This is a genomic window from Mycobacterium asiaticum DSM 44297 (genome assembly GCF_000613245.1).
Classification (GTDB): Bacteria; Actinomycetota; Actinomycetes; order Mycobacteriales; family Mycobacteriaceae; genus Mycobacterium; species Mycobacterium asiaticum.
The window spans coordinates 760,150-777,256 of record NZ_HG964937.1 but is presented as its reverse complement, the minus strand read 5'-3'; the positions used below and the strand labels follow the sequence as shown (position 1 = coordinate 777,256).

Below are 17,107 nucleotides of genomic sequence, written 5' to 3'. Positions count from 1 at the left end.
ACCGGAGGGTCGGTGCACGCTCTGACTCAGGGGCGTAATTGAATTGCCAAGGGCGATAGAAACGATTCGAGGAAAGGACATTCATGCGAGTGCCTCGCGCCGTTGCGAAGTTTCATCGCCGTGCCACCAATCCGGTGGCTCGCTCACTGACACCGTGGCTTCCCTGTCTGGGGACCCTGGAGCACACCGGCCGTAAGTCCGGCAAGCGATACCGAACACCGCTCTTGGTTTTCAGGACCCAGCGCGGGTTTGTCATCCTGATCGGGTACGGACTCGGATCGGACTGGCTGAAGAACGTGTTGGCCGGCGGGCCGACAGTACTGCACAAGCGGGGCAAGGCTATCCCTCTGGTCAACCCTCAGATCGTTGAAAAGGCCGAGGCCGCACCGCTCGTCAGGCCGGCGCCCCGGCTGTTCTACCGCGTGTTCCCCTACAACGAAGCAGCATTGGTATTGACCGAAACTGCCGATACTCAGTGATGACTCCCAGACGCCTCGGCCGTCCTCGCGTTTAGCATCTCTCGCCCGCGCGGGATCATGTCGGGTGCTAGCGCGACCGAAGTCCGTCCAGTAATGCGCTGAGCGCGCGAACACTTTCGTTTCGCGCAGCCTGCTGATCGGGTGCGTTCGCAATGAACATCGCTGCTTCCTCCGCGGCGGCGAGAAGCACATGCGCAAGCAGCAACCGGCTGGCCCGCCGCCAGGTCGCCCTCCTCAGAGCATTGGCTTGAATACCTCCCAATCCGTAGCGGCTTTCCAACTCGCGCCATCTCGACCAGCCCAAGACGGCGGGTCCGTCGATTAGAAGAATCCGTTGGACTTCGGGCGTCAGTGACGCATCGAGGAATCCAATCAGCCCCTGCCGCAATTGATTAAACGCACCCTTCGCAAGAGGCTCCGCTTCACGGATGGAGCAATCCCACTGTGTATGGCTGCCTCGCCGGCGGCATTTTGCTCACCGTCATTTTCGGTTTTGTGGAGCTTGGCCGCAAGCATCCATTGCTTGACATCCGTGTATTCAGAAGACCCGACATGCTGACCGGGTCCATCGGCATGACAACCTTGTTGGGCATTTGCAATGCGCCGTCAACCACCGCGATCACGGGGGCAGTCCCCCTAAGTAAGCAAGGCGTAGCGTCGGCAATCAACGACACGACGAGGGAGGTGGGCGGCGCCCTGGGCATCGCTCTCGCCGGTTCCATCCTCGCTGCCGGATACAACCACGCACTCGTCTCCTCCATCGCGGCATTGCCGCCGACGATCAGAAACCCGGCTCTCGGTTCCCTGGCTCAAGCGCTGACGATCGCCGACCGCATGGGACCGCAAGGACGTGATTTGTCCAGGCACGCGAAAGACGCCTTCATGCTCGCGATGCATTCGTCGCTACTGATGCTGGGTACGGCTGTGCTGATTTCCGCTGCCGCCGTTGTCATCTATGGACCGCGGACGCGCCGGACGACAACTGCGAATCATCCGGCGCTTCACTGACAAACGCACCCATTCGGGTCGACGCGTTCGATGAGAGCTGTTGCGGCGTGCAGTGTTTCACTGGCGTCGGCCAGGCTACTTCGCTCGCAGCCCATCCAGCAGGACGTCCAACGCCTGTACTCCGGCATCCCGCGCCGCTTGCTGATCTGGTGCATTCGCAATGAACAGTGCGGTCTCATTGGCAGCTGCCAGCAGGATGTGCGCCAACACATCCACGGGCCGGCCCGGCGCGATATCGCCCTCTTCGATTGCACGCTCCAGCATCGTGCGAATGGCCCCGAGTCCGTAGACGCTCTCCAGTTCACGCCACCTCGACCAGCCCAACACGGCTGGCCCGTCGATCAGAAGAATCTGTTGAACGTGTGGGGCGAGTGAAGCGTCGAGAAAGCCAATCAAGCCCAGGTGCAATTGATTTAGGGCGCCATCGGCAGGATCGGCGAGGCTCTGCGCAGCTGCCATGACGAGGTCTTCTTCCACGGCGATGAAGACGGCTTCGAACAACGCTTGCTTGTCAGCGAAGTGGTGGTACAGCGCACCGCGTGTGCCGACTCGCGCCTCAGCGACGACTTCCTCGGTGCCCGTCCGGTGATAGCCCTTCTCTACGAAGAGACGCCTGGCGGCGGACACCAACGCGGTACGCGTTGCCACCGCTTGCTGGGCACGCCGCGCCTTGGTGTCCAGCTCCTCCTCGGCGTTCGGCACCGCTACAGCCTATTGCATACATCCTGTAGGTCACCTAGGCTCGACTTCACATACAGCTTGTAGGTGATGCTCAGCTGGGGTCATCTCTACGCCGTGAAGGGATTCACTCATGTCTTCGCCAGCCGATGTAGTCCGCAAGTTCTGCGCCTTGATGGAGCAGCGAGACGCCGAAGCGTTGCGTCCGCTCCTCGCCGAGGGGGCTGTCTATCAGAATGTGGGTATGCCGGCCTTCACCGGACCGGACGCCATCGTGGAGAACTTGGCCGCCCAGTTCTCGATGTTCCCGGATGCCTACGCCTTCGAGATCGTCAATCTCGCCAGCGACGGTTCCGTGGTGCTCACCGAACGGCTTGACTACATCCAGACTCCGGACGGAGGCAAGCCGGCCATCCCCGTGATGGGTACCTTCGTCGTCGACGACGACGGAAGGATCACTCGCTGGACCGACTATTTCGATCTGAATCTGACGATCAAACTCCTTCAAGGCGAGGACATTAGCGCCCTGGTGCCCACGACCGTGTGAAATGGGACGTCGTCCGCTATGTGGACTGAAATCTGACTGGGCGCGGAATGAATTCGCCGGTACGGAAGCGGCACTGAGCCATACACTTGCCGCGTGAACATCACCGAGCTGATTGTCGGCGTAGCAAAAGCCCCTGTCCGGGCCGGCGTCAAGGTGGCGGACGCCGGGCTCGCCGCGGCGGCCATGGCGCTCGGGGCGGTGAAGCAATCGTTGGGCGAGGACGCCCCGAAGACGGTGGACCCACTTACCGATCTATTTCCGTTGCGCGGCGCGATCGTCGGCGCGAACCGGGTTGCCGAATTAACCGAAAACGACAGGGCGTTGGGCCGCGCTCTGGTCCGCGGCGGGCCGGCAGACAAGCTGATGCGTCCGGGTGGGGTGGTCGATATGTTGGATGCGCCCGGCGGGTTGCTCGATCGGGTAACCGCTGGAAGTAGCTCCTCGCTCGAGCGGATCCTGGCGCCTGGTGGGCTCGTGGACCGACTGCTCGCGGAGGACGGGCCGTTGGAGCGGATGTTCGCCGAGGACGGCATCATCGAACGGATATTTGTTGAGGACGGCATCATCGACAAACTGCTGGCGAAGAATGGACCGCTTGAACAATTCACCGAAGCCGCTGAAATCTTGAGTCGGCTCCAGCCCGCCGTGGAGAGGTTGACGCCCACCGCCGACACCCTCGAGTCTGCCGTCGATACCCTCAACAGGATGGTCAACTCGCTGAGCGGGATCATCGACCGCCTTCCACGTCGGAGGTCGACGCGGCCGGCTGTGCGCGCGAAGCGCACCGTAGACCAGGATGCCGTCGACGAGTGAGCTGACGGCCACAAACCCCCGGCTTATCCGGAGGTTCCGCTTGCGGTTGACCAGGCGTTTGAGGTCGAACCGCGCGAGCGCGGGTTGCCCAATTGCTGAAGGTCGGCTAGTGCGATCCCACGGATTGGCGGGCCGTGCAGACCGCATTCCAGGGGCGGCTCCGTAGCGCCTCGCGTATCATTTTCTGCTGCAACGTGATTGGGGTTACGACGCGCCGACTTCTGCAGTCTCGGGAACAGCGGTCACAGCAGCTCCTCGACCGTGATGGGCAGGTCGGTGACGCGCTTACCCGTAGCGTTGAACACCGCGTTGGCGATCGCGGCCGGCACCCCGACAATCACCAACTCCCCAAGCCCCTTTACCCCGATTGGGTCGGCAATAGGATCCTCAGCGGCCAGGAAGTCCGCATTCAGCGCCGGGACATCGGCGTTGACCGGCACCAGATAATCGGCCATGTTCGCGTTGACAATGCGGCCATCACGATGATCGAGCAGCGTTGCCTCGAGCAACGCCATCCCGATTCCGCCGACCATGCCTCCGATTGCTTGGCTGTGGGCCAGTTTGGGGTTGATCACCCGGCCAGCGTCATAGCAGGCGTGAATCCGTCTGATCCTGACGGTGGGCAGCAACGGGTCGACCGCGACTTCGGCAAACACCGCCCCATAGGCGTACATCGAGTAACGCTTATCGGCATCGTCGGGTGTCCAGGTCTCTTCAGAGTCCAGCGCCCCCCAGCGGCGTCGCCTCAGCAGTTCCTGGTATGTCTCGCCCCGCTGAGCTGCGTCGGTCGCCGACATGCGCCCGTCGCTGACGGCAACATCATGTGGGTTCAGCCCGTGCAGGGGCGAGCCCGGATCAGTTATCGCAATACGGATAAACTTGTCCCGCAACATGTTCGCCGCAACGAATACCGCCGATCCGACGCTGGCCATGGTACGCGAACCGGAGTGCGACGGCGCGGGCGGCAACGTGCTGTCCCCGAGACGGAACCGTACTCGGTTCAGCTGCAAGCCCAAGGCCTCTGCCGCCACCTGCGTCATCGAAGTGTAAGTACCGGGACCCATGTCGCTGGTGCCACTGAGGATCTCGGCCGTGCCGTCAGCCAGAACCGTTGCCTTGGCGGCGCATTGAGAGCGCTGCGTGTGATAGGCGGCCGCGGCCATACCGATACCGATAAGCTGATCGCCGTCCCTGATTGCCCCGGGTGTGGCATTGCGCCGCGACCACCCGAAGCTGGTCGCGCCCTGGTGCAGACAGTCGGTGAGCCGGCGCGTGGAGAACGGTTTTCCGTTCATCTGATCAGTTTCAGGCTCATTGCGTAACCGCAACTCGATAGGGTCGATCTGCAGCCGGTGCGCGAGATCGTCCATCGCGCACTCCAGCGCAAACGTACCGCTCACCGCGCCCGGACCCCTCATGTACGTGGGCAGATTGACATCCAGTGGCACCAACCGATACGTCGAGCGCAGATCAGGGACGCGGTAGAGGAACCTCGGATTGCCAACCAAGCCGTCTTCGTAACTGCCGTATTTTGCTGTCTCCGTGCGCGCTTCGTGCACCATCGCCGTCAGGGTGCCGGAATGGTCGGCACCGATGGCGAACCGCTGCCGACTGGTGGGCCGGTAGCCGATGCCGCTGTACATCTGCTTGCGGGTGATGACGAGCTTGATCGGATGGCCGATCTTGCGCGCGGCGTAGGCGGCCAACAGTTGGTGCGGCCAGGTCTGTCCGGCGCTGCCGAACGCACCGCCGACGAACGGAGAGATCACCCGCACGTGGTCGGGCGGAATACCCAGCGCGGTGGCGTAGGCCTGGCGCGCCGAGCTGATGCTTTGCACCTTGTCCCACACCGTCAGCTGGTCACCGTCCCAGCGGGCGATGGTGGACGGTAGTTCCATCGGGTTGTGGTTGTTGCGGGCGATGCTGTATTCGAGGTCGGTAACCACCGCGGCGCGGTGCAGAGCCGCGTCGGCGTCGCCACGGGCATAGTCGTGGTTGTTGCGCCCGGGCTGCGGAACAGCTTGTACCGCATCGATACTTGTCACAGACGACGCTGTCGAGTACTGGATCCTCACCGACGACGCCGCGTGCGCTGCCGCTTCGAGAGTACTGCATACGACGACAGCGACCGGCTGACCGAAGAACGCCGACCGTGTTGGATCGAACGGCAGTTTGATCCCGCTGAAATCCGTGAGTACCGCCAGCACATCCGGTGCCCGGCGCGCGTCGGCGCCGTGCACCCTGACGGCCACACCGCCGGCGGCCGTGCTGCACACTATCGCGGCGTAAACCAACCCGGGCACCTGATGGTCGGCCGCGTAGGTCGCCTTTCCGGTCACCTTGAGCTCACCGTCCACGCGACTGACGGGCTGGCCGGTGACTGGCAACGCGCGTGGCAGCGGATAGTTCATGGCAGCGCCGCTACCCGCGTCAGTTGGCGTTCGACCGTGCGCTTGAGCAGCTCAACCTTGAACCCGTTCTCTCGCAACGGGTGTGCACCGTCAGCGGCGAGTTCGGCCGCCTTGCGGAAGGTGGCCGCGTCTGGACGTTGCCCGCGCAGCGCTGCCTCCACCGCGGGCAGCCGCCATGGCACGGTGCCGACGCCTCCGGCCGCGACCCGCGCGCTGCGGATGGCGACCGGACCGATGTCCAACGCGACTGCAGCCGAGGTCAGCGCGAACTCGAAGGATTGGCGGTCGCGCACCTTCAGATATCCGCAGCGGCGGACCTCCGGTCCGAGCGGCACCTCGACCGCGACTACCAGCTCGCCGGGCCGCAGGGTGGTTTCACGCTGAGGCGCATCTGCGGGCTTGGCGTACAAGTCGGCCAGCGCGATGCGCCGTTCGCCTGCGGTGTCGCGGGTCAGCACAACGGCGTCAAGGGCAAGTAGGGCCACCGCAAGGTCCGACGGGTGGGTGGCGATGCAGGAGCTGCTGGCGCCCAGAATCGCATGCGTGCGGTTGCGTCCGTCGATTGCCGCGCAGCCGGCGCCAGGAGTGCGCCTGTTGCAGGGTGCCGAAACGTCCCGAAAGTACAGGCATCTGGTGCGCTGCAACAGATTTCCGCCGATGCTGGCCATGTTTCGCAGCTGTGCCGACGCGCTGAGTTCCAGCGCTTGTGATATCACCGGAACACGCTGACGTATCTCCGGGTGGGCGGCAAGATCGGACATCCGTACCAGCGACCCGATCCGAATCATTTCGGGTCGAACGTGAATCTCGGTGTAGGGCAAAGCGTTGATGTCGACCAGCGCATGGGGCCGTTCCACGGCTTCGCGCATCAGGTCGACAAGTGTGGTGCCTCCGGCGATATAGCGGGCACCGGCCGCGCCGGCCCGCAATGCCGACTGCTCGTCGCTGGCCTTGGTATAGCGAAACGGATCCACGGGCTATGGGTTCCGGGCCGCTGCAGCAACGGCGTTGACGATGTTGGTGTAGGCGCCACAACGACAAATGTTGCCGCTCATCCATTCTCGTATCTCGGCGGGCGAGCCGGTATGCCCTTCGGCAATGCAACCCACGGCCGACATGATCTGGCCGGGCGTGCAATAGCCGCATTGCAGCGCGTCTTCGCTAATGAAAGCTTCCTGCAGCGGATGCAAGTCGGTGGCGCCAGCCAGGCCTTCGATGGTGGTGATTTGCGCCCCGTCGTGCATGACCGCGAGCGTCAGGCAGGAATTGATCCTGCGACCGTCGACCAGGACCGTGCAGGCGCCGCACGCGCCTTGATCGCACCCCTTCTTGGTCCCGGTCAGTCCTGCCCGCTCCCGCAACATGTCAAGAAGCGAAGTGCGGTTGTCCACGGCGATCTCGCGAAGCTCGCCGTTGAGGTGAACCCGTGCCACCATTGCGGTTTGGGTCTCGAGGTACGCGCGGTCTTCGACACCGGGGCCGGCCGCGACGGCGCCTCCCACGGCCAAAGACGCGCCGACGAACGTCCTGCGGCTGATTTCGGCACTGCTGTCCCCCACTTGTTCGAGTGTAGAGCGCGTCATGCGGTGAGCGCGCGGACGTTCGCCTTGCCGCGACTACTTCAGAGGTGCCCCGGAATGCACAAGAAGTTGGTGGGGCGGGTCGCTAGAGCCCGCAACGAGTGGCTTGCGAGTCGTGAGCCCGCTCGCGGGCAACCAGCGAAAGCTAGCTGGGGTTAGCCGACCGGCCGTTTTCACGGGTCCGCCGACCGGTCCGCCACCACAGTGTCAAGGATCAACCGAAGTAACTGTCAAGGATCAGCCGAAGCAGGATCGGTCTAAAGACCAGTTCAGGACGCAATAGTGGGGCGGGCGGGGCTCGAACCCGCGACCAACGGATTATGAGTCCGCGGCTCTAACCAACTGAGCTACCGCCCCAGGCGCGCCGCGCACGACCAGTGCGCGTCGCAGTAGACACTAGCGTGGGCGTCGACTAGGAATCATTGCCGCCCGGGCCACTGCTGCGGCTGCGCGGGAAGGGTCGGTTGCCGGGCGCTGCGACTCCGGCGAATGCCTGTTACGGCCAACACGATAAGTCCGGCGATCACGAATACGGCGCCGATTCCGCCGACCACGAACACACCCACAACTGAGTGCGCGACTTGGCTACCGGTGACGTGCTCGCCGACGCCGTAGCTGGCATCGGACGGGCCGGAGCAGCTGATCGAGTACTCACCTGCGTCCTGGACGGTCAGTGTGAACAGCGCTCGCCACTGGTTGACGGTGACATCGCTCCGATACTCGGTCAGCGTTGGTTTGCGTTGCCCCTCGGTACCCCGTGCGGTGCAGGTCAGGTTTCTGCGCGGCGTGCGCTGGGTGACGTAGATCGTCTTCGACTCGCCGGCGTCGATGTGCACCGTGGTGGTGCCTTTGTTACCGAATGTGTGGTCCGCGGTGGGTGCGCCGGCAGTGAGGTCGCTAACCTCGCCAGCCAACATGGTGGCGGCACCGATGCCGCCGCCGAGCACGCCGAGCGCGACGAGGACCCCGCCGATTGCGTACCAGAGCTTTCGAGGTCGTCGCTCTGTCGCATCCCGCGGCGGCGAGAATCCTGGCGGCGGTGGCCCCGCCGGTTGCCCCCAGCCCTGACCCGGCGGGCCGCCCGGTGGGGTGGGCCCTCCTGGCGTTGGATATCCCGGCGGGTTACCCGGGACGGATGGTGCGCCGGGATCGCCGGCGGGATGCTGCTGGAAAGACACGATGTTTGCTCCCTCGCGAGGTAGCCAAGCGTATCTGACTCATCGCTCGTTGCCCAGAAGATCGCACCGCCCTGAGCGGAACAAGCGGCAACCCGAGTGGAGGTGCGAGCTTTGTCCTCAGTTCTCGGTCGGCCGCAGCCGGAACACCCTGATCTCGCGCGGCGCGGCACGCTCCCGATAAGCCTCGTAACCGGCGTAGAAGTCCACGGCCCTGGCCCACGCCGCCTCGCGTTCCGCCCCAGCCAGCAGTTCGGCCCGATACCGGCGCGGCGGTCCGTTGAACTCGATCGTGCATTCCGGATTCGCCTTCAGGTTGGCGCTCCAGGCCGGATGCTTTGCACGTCCGTAGTTGGACCCGATCGCCAGCAACCCGTCCGAGTCCGGGATGAGCGTCAACGGATGCGTGCGCTCCTCCCCCGACTTGGCGCCAACGGAGGTGACGAGCCCGACTTTGCCGAAGCCCATTGTGCCCAGCCGGCCACCCGTCCATGGGATCAGCCGCCGGTCAATGTGCGGCGCCACATGAATCGCCATCTGGTAGCCGAACTTGCTCATAGCTATTCGCTCACCCAGGGCTTCGTGCAGCCGCAGCCGCCGCCCACGAAGAGGACTCTCCCGCCGAAAGGACACAGCTGGACGGTACCCGCCACCGGTCCCGCTAATCCTCGTCGCGCCGGGCCTCCCACGTGTACTGCTTATATTCGTCCTGCACATCGGTGTTGCGGTGGTTGCCCGGACACAGCCACTGGCGGTCCATCCGGTCGCCGTTGCCTGTCATGTCAATGATTTGATACTCCGCGTCGACGCGGCAATTCAGGCAGTAGCGGTGCCGGTCTCCAAGATCTCCCCGATCACTTATCGGCTCTCCCTTGGAATGTCCTGCGCGACAACATCAGTACAGGTACACCACCGCGGAGTCCCCACCGCTGCACACCACCAATCCGCTATCCCCCGAACAGCTCATCGAGTAGTGGCGCCGCGTCACCGGGCTCATGGCATCGATCTGGCGCGTCCCCGGCGTGACTGGGCCGGCCGCCGCATACGCCAGCCGCACCGCTTCGGCGAACTGGCAGGTGGTATCGGTCGACCCGACTGCTGATGACGTCAACCCGCCCGCCGGCGCGGCGGTCGCGGGGCAGACCATGGCACCCGGGGGCAGCGTCACGGCCTTCGTGGAGGTGGTCGTCGTTGGGGGCGCGTCCGCCGCGGGCACCCAGGTCGGGCAGTGCTGGGTCTTGAACGCCGTGTCCGTCGGCATGATCTGCACCAGCTGCGGCCAGTTGCCGGCCCCGTTGGCGATGGTGTCGGCCAGCGTCCCGGACATCCCGCGCAGCCGTTCCCAGTAACAGTCGTGCGCGCCTTCCGACCGGTAGGTGCCGGGAGCGATGTCGCTGCCGACCTTGAAGACGCCATCGCCTGGAAAAGTCGCAGGGGCCCCGGCCACCGGAGTGGTCGACGACGGCGGCAGCGGCGGCACCGTCGTCCCGGGATAGATCGGCGGCAGATAAGAGGTGGGATCGGTGCGGCGGGTAACCGACGGCGCGGCGGTCTTCGGAACGCCCCCCGAACAGCTGACCAGGACAAACACCAGGATCAGCAGGACAGCCCTGCGGCCGTCAGCTGAAAACCGTCTGACCGTCGACATCGATCAGATACCGCTCGGTTCCGGACTCCACCCGCGCCGCGTCCGCGCCCAGGGCCACGGCGATCTTGTTGCTGGAATTCCGCATCACGTCGAAGGTCAACTCCACGGCCTCGGCTTCGCTGAACCGGGAGCGCACCTCGGCGGCATCGTCGACGGCGAGGTGCGCAGGCGTCCAAATTAACCCATCTACATACCGCAGCGCTGCCTTTGCGCGGTCGTCGAGCACCCGTGACGTCTCGAACCGGGCGATCTCGTCGTACAGCGACTCTGTGCCGCCGGCGTCCAGCGCGTGGCCCTCCCGCAGTGATTTGCAGAGCCGGCAGTTATGTGCGTTGGCCACCTTTAGCCGCACCAGCTCCGAGGTGATCGGGTCCAACGCGCGCATCCGGGCCACCGCGGGTGCGAACTCGTTCAGCAACACCTGCGACGGCTCGCTGTCGTGGTCCCACACCAGCGGCTTGCCCACCCACCGCAAATATTGCGCACCGACATCCAGAGCTTCTAGCCCGGCGCGGACCCGCGGCACGAAGTCGGCGATAAAAATCGATATGACCGCCCGAAAGGCGCTGTCGCCCAACACCTTCAGCAACTGTGACCGCTGCTCGACGGTGATCATCGAGACGTCGACGCTGAACTGCTCGGCGAACGCGGCCACCACCGCCTCGGCTTCCGACGGAGCCTCGGCATCGCCGAAGGGCAGCGCCGGCAACCCCAGCACCGAAGCGCACACCTGGCGCACCATGCCCGCCAGCGACGCATTACCGCAGGACAGGGCGACCAATCGCGCCAGTTGGTCAGGTTCCAGTGCTCTCACGCACTACACGGTAAACCTATTGAGCCTGACTAACCGAGGACATGTGAAAGTCCGGTATACGCAGCGACGGCATTGCCGCCCGGGTGGCCCAGTCGCCCCATTCCCGGGGCAGCGTCTTTTCGCTGACGCCGGCCTCGGTCGCGCGCCGCAGCAGGTCCAGCGGGCTCTCGTTGAACCGGAAGTTGTTCACCGCCCCGGTCACCTCGCCGTCCTCGACCAGGTACACCCCGTCGCGGGTCAGGCCGGTGAGCAGCAAGGTTGTCGGGTCGACCTCGCGGATGTACCACAGCGTCGTCAGCAGCAACCCGTGCTCGGTGGAGGCGATCATGTCGGCCAGGTCCGCCGATCCGCCGGTCATCACCAGGTTGTCCGCACCCACGGCCACCGGCGCACCGAACCGGGCGGCCGTTGCCCGCGGATACGCCAGGGCATTGATTACGCCCTCGCGGATCCACTCCACCTGGCCGATCTCCATGCCGTTGTCGAACACCGATGCCGTCTCCGACGAATTGCTCACCGCCACAAACGGCGTGCACGCCAGTCCGGGCGCCATCGGATCGGAGAACAACGTCAACGGCAGCGAAGTCAGCCGCTCCCCCACCCGCGTCCCGCCGCCCGGCGCCGACAGCGCCGTCCGTCCCTCCTGGGCACCGCGCCCGGACATCTTCCAGTTGAGGTAGATCATCATGTCGGCCACCGTCGATGGCGGCATGATGGTTTCGTAGCGCCCCGCTGGCAGTTCCACCGACCGCGACGCCCAGGCCAGCCTGGTTTCCAGGTCGGCGAGCAGTGAATCTATCGGCACATCAACGAAATTCGACGTTCCGGTACCGGCCCATGCGGACGCATCCCCCCGCTTCGCATTGAGCTCGATCGCGCCGGTGGGCTGCGTGTAACGCCGGCGCAGGCCGGTCGAGGACGCCAGCAACGTCGTCGAAAGACTGTGGTGCGCATAGCCGAACAGCCGGTCCGTGGACCGGAACGCCTTGCTCAACGGCGCGGAGATCCCGCTGAATGCCGCGACCCCGGTACCCGGCACCGGCGCGTCCCAGTCGGCGGGCTCCCCCACATCGGTGAGCAGCGGCGCCGCGTCTCCGGCCTCCGGCGCCGAACGGGCCGCGTCCTGGGACGAGATCACCAATCCCGGCAGCGCCGACGGGTCGGCGTCACCGGAGACGACGGACCCGACGTATGCACTGTCGCCTTGGCGCACAATGGAAATGACGGTGACGCTGCGGCTGACCGCGACCCCGTTGGTGGTCATCGTGTTGTTGGCCCAGCGCAGGGTGGCCTCGACCTTGTCGGTGACCAGCACCATGGTCTCGTCGGCGCGCCCGGCCTTGGCGGCCTCGGCCAGGACGATCTCGACGACGTGCTGCGGGGTGATCATCGGCCGCCCTCGGTGCGGGTGTTGAGTATGTTGACGCCGCGGAACAACGCCGACGGGCAGCCGTGGCTGACCGCGGCCACCTGGCCGGGTTGCGCCTTGCCGCAGTTCAGCGCACCGCCGAGTCGCCAGGTCGATTGTCCGCCAACCGCTTCCATGGAATTCCAGAAGTCGGTGGTGGTCGCCTGGTAGGCCACATCGCGCAACTGGCCGTACAGGGCGCCGTCACGGATGCGGTAGAACCGCTGCCCGGTGAACTGAAAGTTGTACCGCTGCATGTCGATTGACCAGGATTTGTCGCCGACTATGTAGATGCCGTCGTCGATCCGCGAGATGAGATCGGCGGTGGACAGATCTTGAGGCCCGGGTTGCAGCGACACGTTGGCCATCCGCTGGATCGGCACGTGGTGGGCCGAGTCTGCGTAGGAGCATCCGTTGGAGCGTTCCTGACCCAGCCGCGGGGCGAACACCCTGTCGAGTTGGTAGCCGACGAACACCCCGTCGCGCACCAGGTCCCAGCTCTGCGCGGCGACGCCTTCGTCGTCGTAGCCGATGGTGGCCAGCCCGTATTGCACGGTTCGGTCGGCGGTCACGTTCATCACGGGCGACCCGTACTGCATCGTCCCCAGTTTGTCCGGGGTGGCGAACGACGTCCCGGCGTAGGCGGCCTCGTAACCAATGGCCCGGTCGTATTCGGTTGCGTGGCCGATGGATTCGTGGATGGTAAGCCAGAGGTTGGACGGGTCGATCACCAAGTCCGTCGGTCCGGGCATCACGCTGGGCGCCCGCATCTTCTCGTACAGCAAGTCCGGGATTTCGGCGAGCTCGGACGTCCAGTCCCACACCGAGTCACCGGCCACCGCTTCCCAGCCGCGCGCGGTCGGCGGGGCCAGCGTGCGCATCGAGTCAAACCCGCCGGCCTTCGCGTCGATGCTCACCGCCTCCAGCGAGGGCTGCAAGCGCACCCGCTGCTGGGTGATCGAAGAGCCGAAGGTGTCGGCGTAGAAGGTCTGCTCCTTGACCGCGGTCAACCCGGCCGCCACGTGGTCAACCCCCTCGGCGTCCAGCAGCCGCCGCGAGTAGTCCTCGAGCACCCCGATCTTCTCCGACGCCGACACGGTGAAGGGGTCGATCTCGTAGTCCGACACCCAGGTGGCGTCGGCGTAGACCGGCTCGGCCGCCAACCGGATGTGCTCGGTGTTCAGCGCGGCCAGCACGGTAGCCACCTGGGCCGCGTGCCGCGCGGTGCGGGCCGCCACGTCGGGAGCCAACTCGGCGTGCGAGGCGAACCCCCACGTTCCCGCCACGATCACCCGCACCGCCAGCCCGACCTCGCGGCTGACGACGGCAGTCTCCAGCTCGCCGTCACGCAGCTGGATGATCTCGGTGCTGATGCGGTGAATCCGCAGGTCGGCGTAGCTGGCCCCGGCCGCTCTGGCCGCCGAGAGCGCGGCGTCGGCCAGCTCGCGGCGCGGCAGGTCCAGGAAGTCGGAATCGATCCCCCGGTTCGATGTCACGGGTCCACCGTAACGACCGGCTTTAATACTTTCATGTCCACCACGCCTCGCCGTTCTACGGCGTTGGCGTACGGCTTGCTGGCGCCCAGTTTGTTCGGTGTGGTCGCCTTCCTGCTGCTGCCGATCCTGGTGGTGGTCTGGCTGAGTCTGTACCGGTGGGACCTGCTGGGTCCGCTGCATTACGTCGGCTTCGCGAACTGGCGCTCGGTACTGCGCGACGGCGACTTCGGCGACTCGCTGGTGGTCACCGCGATCTTCGTGGCGATCGTGGTGCCCGCCCAGACGGTGCTGGGGCTGCTGGCCGCGATGATGCTGGCGCCCAAGCTGCCGGGCACCGGACTATTCCGGACGCTGTACGTGCTGCCGTGGATCTGTGCCCCGCTGGCGATCGCGGTAATGTGGCGCTGGATCCTGGCGCCGACGGACGGCGCGGTCAGCACCCTGCTGGGTCGGCGTATCGAATGGCTGACCAATCCCGACCTGGCGCTGCCGATGGTATCGGCCGTGGTGGTGTGGACCAACGTGGGCTACGTGTCGCTGTCTTTCCTCGCCGGGCTGCTCGCCATCCCCGAGGACATCCACCACGCGGCACGCACCGACGGTGCCACCGCCTGGCAGCGGTTCTGGCGCATCACGCTGCCGATGCTGCGCCCGACCATGTTTTTCGTGCTGGTCACCGGAGTGGTCAGCGCCGCACAGGTTTTCGACACGGTTTACGCGCTGACCGGCGGCGGCCCGGAGGGCAGCACCGATCTGGTGGCTCATCAGATCTACGCGGAAGCATTCGGCGCGGCGGCCATCGGGCGAGCCTCGGTGATGGCGGTGATCCTGTTCGTCATCCTGGTCGGCGTGACGTTCGTGCAGCACCTGTACTTCCGTAAACGGATCACCTATGACCTCACGTAACGCGCTGATCTACGTGGGCCTGGTGGTGGGGGCGCTGATCACCCTGGCACCGTTCGCACTTGGCCTGCTGACCTCGTTCACCTCCGCGCACCAGTTCGCCACCGGTTCGCCGCTGCAACTGCCGCGCCCGCCCACGCTGGCCAACTATGCCGATCTGGCCGGCACCGGTTTCGGCCGGGCCGCGGCGGTGACCGCGCTGATGACGGCGGTGATCCTGCTGGGCCAGTTGACCTTTTCCATCCTGGCCGGCTACGCCTTTGCCCGGCTGCACTTTCCGGGTCGCGAGGCGCTGTTCTGGGTGTACGTCGCGACGCTGATGGTGCCCGGCACGGTGACGGTGGTGCCGCTGTACCTGATGATGGCCCAGATGGGGCTACGGAACACGTTCTGGGCGTTGGTGATTCCCTTCATGTTCGGCTCGCCGTACGCGATCTTCCTGCTGCGCGAGCACTTTCGCCTGATCCCCGACGACCTGATCAACGCCGCCAACCTGGACGGCGCCAACACGCTGGACGTGCTGGTGCACGTGATCCTGCCGTCGAGCAAGCCGGTGCTGGCCGCGCTGACGATGATTACCGTGGTCTCGCAGTGGAACAACTTCATGTGGCCACTGGTGATCACCAGCGGCCGCAAGTGGCGGGTGCTGACGGTGGCCACCGCGGACCTGCAGTCGCGGTACAACTCGCAGTGGACGCTGGTGATGGCAGCGACGACGGTCGCAATCGTGCCGCTGATCGTGTTGTTCGTGGCGTTCCAGCGGCACATCGTCTCGTCGATTCTGGTGTCGGGGCTCAAGTGAGACGGCCCCGCTTTTCGACGCTTTCGGCGTTGGCGCTGGTTTCGGTCTCAGCTTTGCTGTTCGTTTTTGCCGTGCTGTTGGGCCGGTCAGACGACGACGGCAAGATCGTGGTGACGGTGCGACTGTGGGCCGAGCCGATCGCGCTGGCGTATCGGGATTCCTTTCAGGAGTTCTCCCGACAACACCCCGACATCGAGGTGCGCACCAACATGGTCGCCTTCTCCAACTACTTCGACACCCTGCGCACCGACGTCGCCGGCGGCAGCGCCGACGACATCTTCTGGCTGTCTAACGCCTACCTGGATGCCTACGCCGACAGCGGCCGGCTGATGAAAATCGATCAGGTGGATAAGGATTGGGAACCGGCCGTCGTCGACCAATTCACGCACAACGGCACCCTGTGGGGGGTGCCCCAGTTGACCGACGCCGGGATCGCCGTGTTCTACAACGCCGACCTGCTCGCGGCCGCCGGCGTCGACCCCGCGGTGCTGGACAGCATCCAGTGGAGCCCCGGCAGCGACGACACGCTGCGGCCCCTGCTGAAGAAGTTCACCGTCGATCTCGACGGGCATCGCGCGGACTCCCCCGACTTCGAATTCCTGCGCGTGCGCCAGTACGGCTACAACGCGGCCAACGACCCGCAGGCCATCTACCTCAATTACATCGGCTCGGCTGGTGGAATCTTCCAGCGCGGCAACCAGTTCGCGTTCGACAACCCCGAAGCGGCGGCGGCCTTCCGCTACCTCGTCGGCCTAATCAACACCGACCACACCTCGCCACCGGCGTCTGACACCAATGACAACGGCGACTTCTCCCGCAACCAGTTCCTGGCCGGCAAGATGGCGCTGTTCCAGTCCGGCACCTACAGTTTGGCTCCGATCGCCCGCGACGCTACTTTCCGCTGGGGGGTGGCCATGCTTCCGTACGGACCCCGGGGTCGGGTCAGTGTCACCAATGGCATTGCCGCCGCTGGCAATTCGGCGACCCGGCATCCCGAGGCGGTGCGGCAGGTGCTGCAGTGGATGGGCAGCAGCAAGGGCAACGCGTATCTCGGCCGCGAGGGTGCCGCCATTCCGGCGGTGTTGTCGGCCCAGCCCGGCTACTTCGCCTACTGGAAGGCCCGCGGCGTCGACGTCACGCCGTTCTTCGCCGTCCTGGACGGTCCACGCATCCCGGCACCGGGCGGAGCCGGGTACGCGGCCGGAAACGAGGCGCTGCAACCGTATTTCGACGAGATGTTTTTGGGGCGCGGCGATATCGGGACGACTTTGCAGCGTGCGCAGGAGGCGGCCAACGCCGCCGCGCGCCGTTGACGGTCACGCTGGCGTGACGCTCGATGCTCACC

At 65.4% G+C, this 17,107-nt stretch carries 18 protein-coding genes and 1 tRNA gene; 7 read left to right on the top strand and 12 right to left on the bottom strand.

Going from position 1 to position 17,107, the window contains the following annotated elements; translation table 11 throughout:
- Nucleotides 1–83 precede the first annotated feature (83 nt).
- Nucleotides 84–479 carry a nitroreductase family deazaflavin-dependent oxidoreductase gene (locus tag BN972_RS14010; RefSeq protein WP_036358873.1) on the top strand — a complete coding sequence of 132 codons (396 nt, stop codon included), beginning with the start codon at nt 84–86 and terminating at the stop codon, nt 477–479.
- A gap of 67 nt (nt 480–546) precedes the next feature.
- Here the strand turns inward: BN972_RS14010 and BN972_RS31210 are convergent, their stop codons facing one another.
- The gene (locus BN972_RS31210) at nt 547–867 is read right to left on the bottom strand and encodes a hypothetical protein (protein ID WP_342351924.1); all 321 of its coding nucleotides are present in this window, start codon (nt 865–867) and stop codon (nt 547–549) included.
- A gap of 56 nt (nt 868–923) precedes the next feature.
- Between BN972_RS31210 and BN972_RS14005 the strand changes: the two genes are divergently transcribed.
- Nucleotides 924–1,487: an MFS transporter gene (locus BN972_RS14005; protein ID WP_036358869.1), complete on the top strand. Its 564-nt coding sequence runs from the start codon at nt 924–926 to the stop codon at nt 1,485–1,487.
- Nucleotides 1,488–1,562: 75 nt separating this feature from the next.
- Here BN972_RS14005 and BN972_RS14000 read toward each other — a convergent pair whose 3' ends face one another.
- Entirely contained in the window at nt 1,563–2,189 is a 627-nt protein-coding gene (locus tag BN972_RS14000) for a TetR/AcrR family transcriptional regulator (protein ID WP_200869730.1), read from the bottom strand.
- Nucleotides 2,190–2,298: 109 nt separating this feature from the next.
- Between BN972_RS14000 and BN972_RS13995 the strand changes: the two genes are divergently transcribed.
- Nucleotides 2,299–2,712, top strand: coding sequence for a limonene-1,2-epoxide hydrolase family protein (locus BN972_RS13995; protein ID WP_036358866.1), 414 nt, complete (start codon nt 2,299–2,301; stop codon nt 2,710–2,712).
- 93 nt (nt 2,713–2,805) lie between these two features.
- Nucleotides 2,806–3,525, top strand: a complete 720-nt coding sequence (locus BN972_RS13990; protein WP_036358863.1) for a hypothetical protein — start codon at nt 2,806–2,808, stop codon at nt 3,523–3,525.
- 242 nt (nt 3,526–3,767) lie between these two features.
- On the opposite strand, the gene BN972_RS13985 is transcribed toward BN972_RS13990, so the two are convergent.
- The 10 genes from BN972_RS13985 to BN972_RS13940 all read right to left on the bottom strand — a co-directional run bounded on the left by BN972_RS13985 (nt 3,768) and on the right by BN972_RS13940 (nt 14,057).
- Complete coding sequence (locus BN972_RS13985; RefSeq protein WP_036358859.1) at nt 3,768–5,936, bottom strand: xanthine dehydrogenase family protein molybdopterin-binding subunit; 2,169 nt, start codon at nt 5,934–5,936, stop codon at nt 3,768–3,770.
- Nucleotides 5,933–6,910 carry an FAD binding domain-containing protein gene (locus BN972_RS13980; protein ID WP_036358857.1) on the bottom strand — a complete coding sequence of 326 codons (978 nt, stop codon included), beginning with the start codon at nt 6,908–6,910 and terminating at the stop codon, nt 5,933–5,935. Before BN972_RS13980 ends, BN972_RS13985 begins: the two co-directional genes overlap by 4 nt.
- A gap of 3 nt (nt 6,911–6,913) precedes the next feature.
- Nucleotides 6,914–7,495, bottom strand: coding sequence for a (2Fe-2S)-binding protein (locus BN972_RS13975; RefSeq protein ID WP_235192450.1), 582 nt, complete (start codon nt 7,493–7,495; stop codon nt 6,914–6,916).
- 304 nt (nt 7,496–7,799) lie between these two features.
- A tRNA-Ile gene (locus BN972_RS13970) sits at nt 7,800–7,873 on the bottom strand.
- 62 nt (nt 7,874–7,935) lie between these two features.
- Complete coding sequence (locus BN972_RS29550) at nt 7,936–8,694, bottom strand: hypothetical protein (protein WP_158086309.1); 759 nt, start codon at nt 8,692–8,694, stop codon at nt 7,936–7,938.
- 117 nt (nt 8,695–8,811) lie between these two features.
- Nucleotides 8,812–9,324: a nitroreductase family deazaflavin-dependent oxidoreductase gene (locus BN972_RS13960; RefSeq protein ID WP_235192449.1), complete on the bottom strand. Its 513-nt coding sequence runs from the start codon at nt 9,322–9,324 to the stop codon at nt 8,812–8,814.
- A gap of 262 nt (nt 9,325–9,586) precedes the next feature.
- On the bottom strand, nt 9,587–10,339 hold the full coding sequence (locus BN972_RS13955; protein ID WP_235192448.1) for a hypothetical protein: 753 nt from the start codon (nt 10,337–10,339) through the stop codon (nt 9,587–9,589).
- On the bottom strand, nt 10,311–11,081 hold the full coding sequence (locus tag BN972_RS13950; RefSeq protein WP_235192505.1) for a carboxymuconolactone decarboxylase family protein: 771 nt from the start codon (nt 11,079–11,081) through the stop codon (nt 10,311–10,313). The genes BN972_RS13955 and BN972_RS13950 overlap by 29 nt, the downstream gene beginning before the upstream one ends.
- 88 nt (nt 11,082–11,169) lie before the next feature.
- Nucleotides 11,170–12,543, bottom strand: a complete 1,374-nt coding sequence (locus BN972_RS13945) for a TldD/PmbA family protein (RefSeq protein WP_036358849.1) — start codon at nt 12,541–12,543, stop codon at nt 11,170–11,172.
- A complete protein-coding gene (locus BN972_RS13940) occupies nt 12,540–14,057 on the bottom strand; it encodes a TldD/PmbA family protein (protein ID WP_036358846.1) in 1,518 nt (505 codons plus the stop codon). Before BN972_RS13940 ends, BN972_RS13945 begins: the two co-directional genes overlap by 4 nt.
- Nucleotides 14,058–14,090: 33 nt before the next feature.
- Between BN972_RS13940 and BN972_RS13935 the strand changes: the two genes are divergently transcribed.
- The 3 genes from BN972_RS13935 to BN972_RS13925 are packed head-to-tail and all read left to right on the top strand — an operon-like array spanning nt 14,091 to nt 17,075.
- Nucleotides 14,091–14,963 carry a carbohydrate ABC transporter permease gene (locus BN972_RS13935; RefSeq protein ID WP_036358843.1) on the top strand — a complete coding sequence of 291 codons (873 nt, stop codon included), beginning with the start codon at nt 14,091–14,093 and terminating at the stop codon, nt 14,961–14,963.
- Complete coding sequence (locus BN972_RS13930; RefSeq protein WP_036358840.1) at nt 14,950–15,762, top strand: carbohydrate ABC transporter permease; 813 nt, start codon at nt 14,950–14,952, stop codon at nt 15,760–15,762. The genes BN972_RS13935 and BN972_RS13930 overlap by 14 nt, the downstream gene beginning before the upstream one ends.
- Nucleotides 15,759–17,075, top strand: coding sequence for an ABC transporter substrate-binding protein (locus BN972_RS13925; protein ID WP_036358836.1), 1,317 nt, complete (start codon nt 15,759–15,761; stop codon nt 17,073–17,075). The genes BN972_RS13930 and BN972_RS13925 overlap by 4 nt, the downstream gene beginning before the upstream one ends.
- The last annotated feature ends 32 nt before the right edge of the window (nt 17,076–17,107 follow it).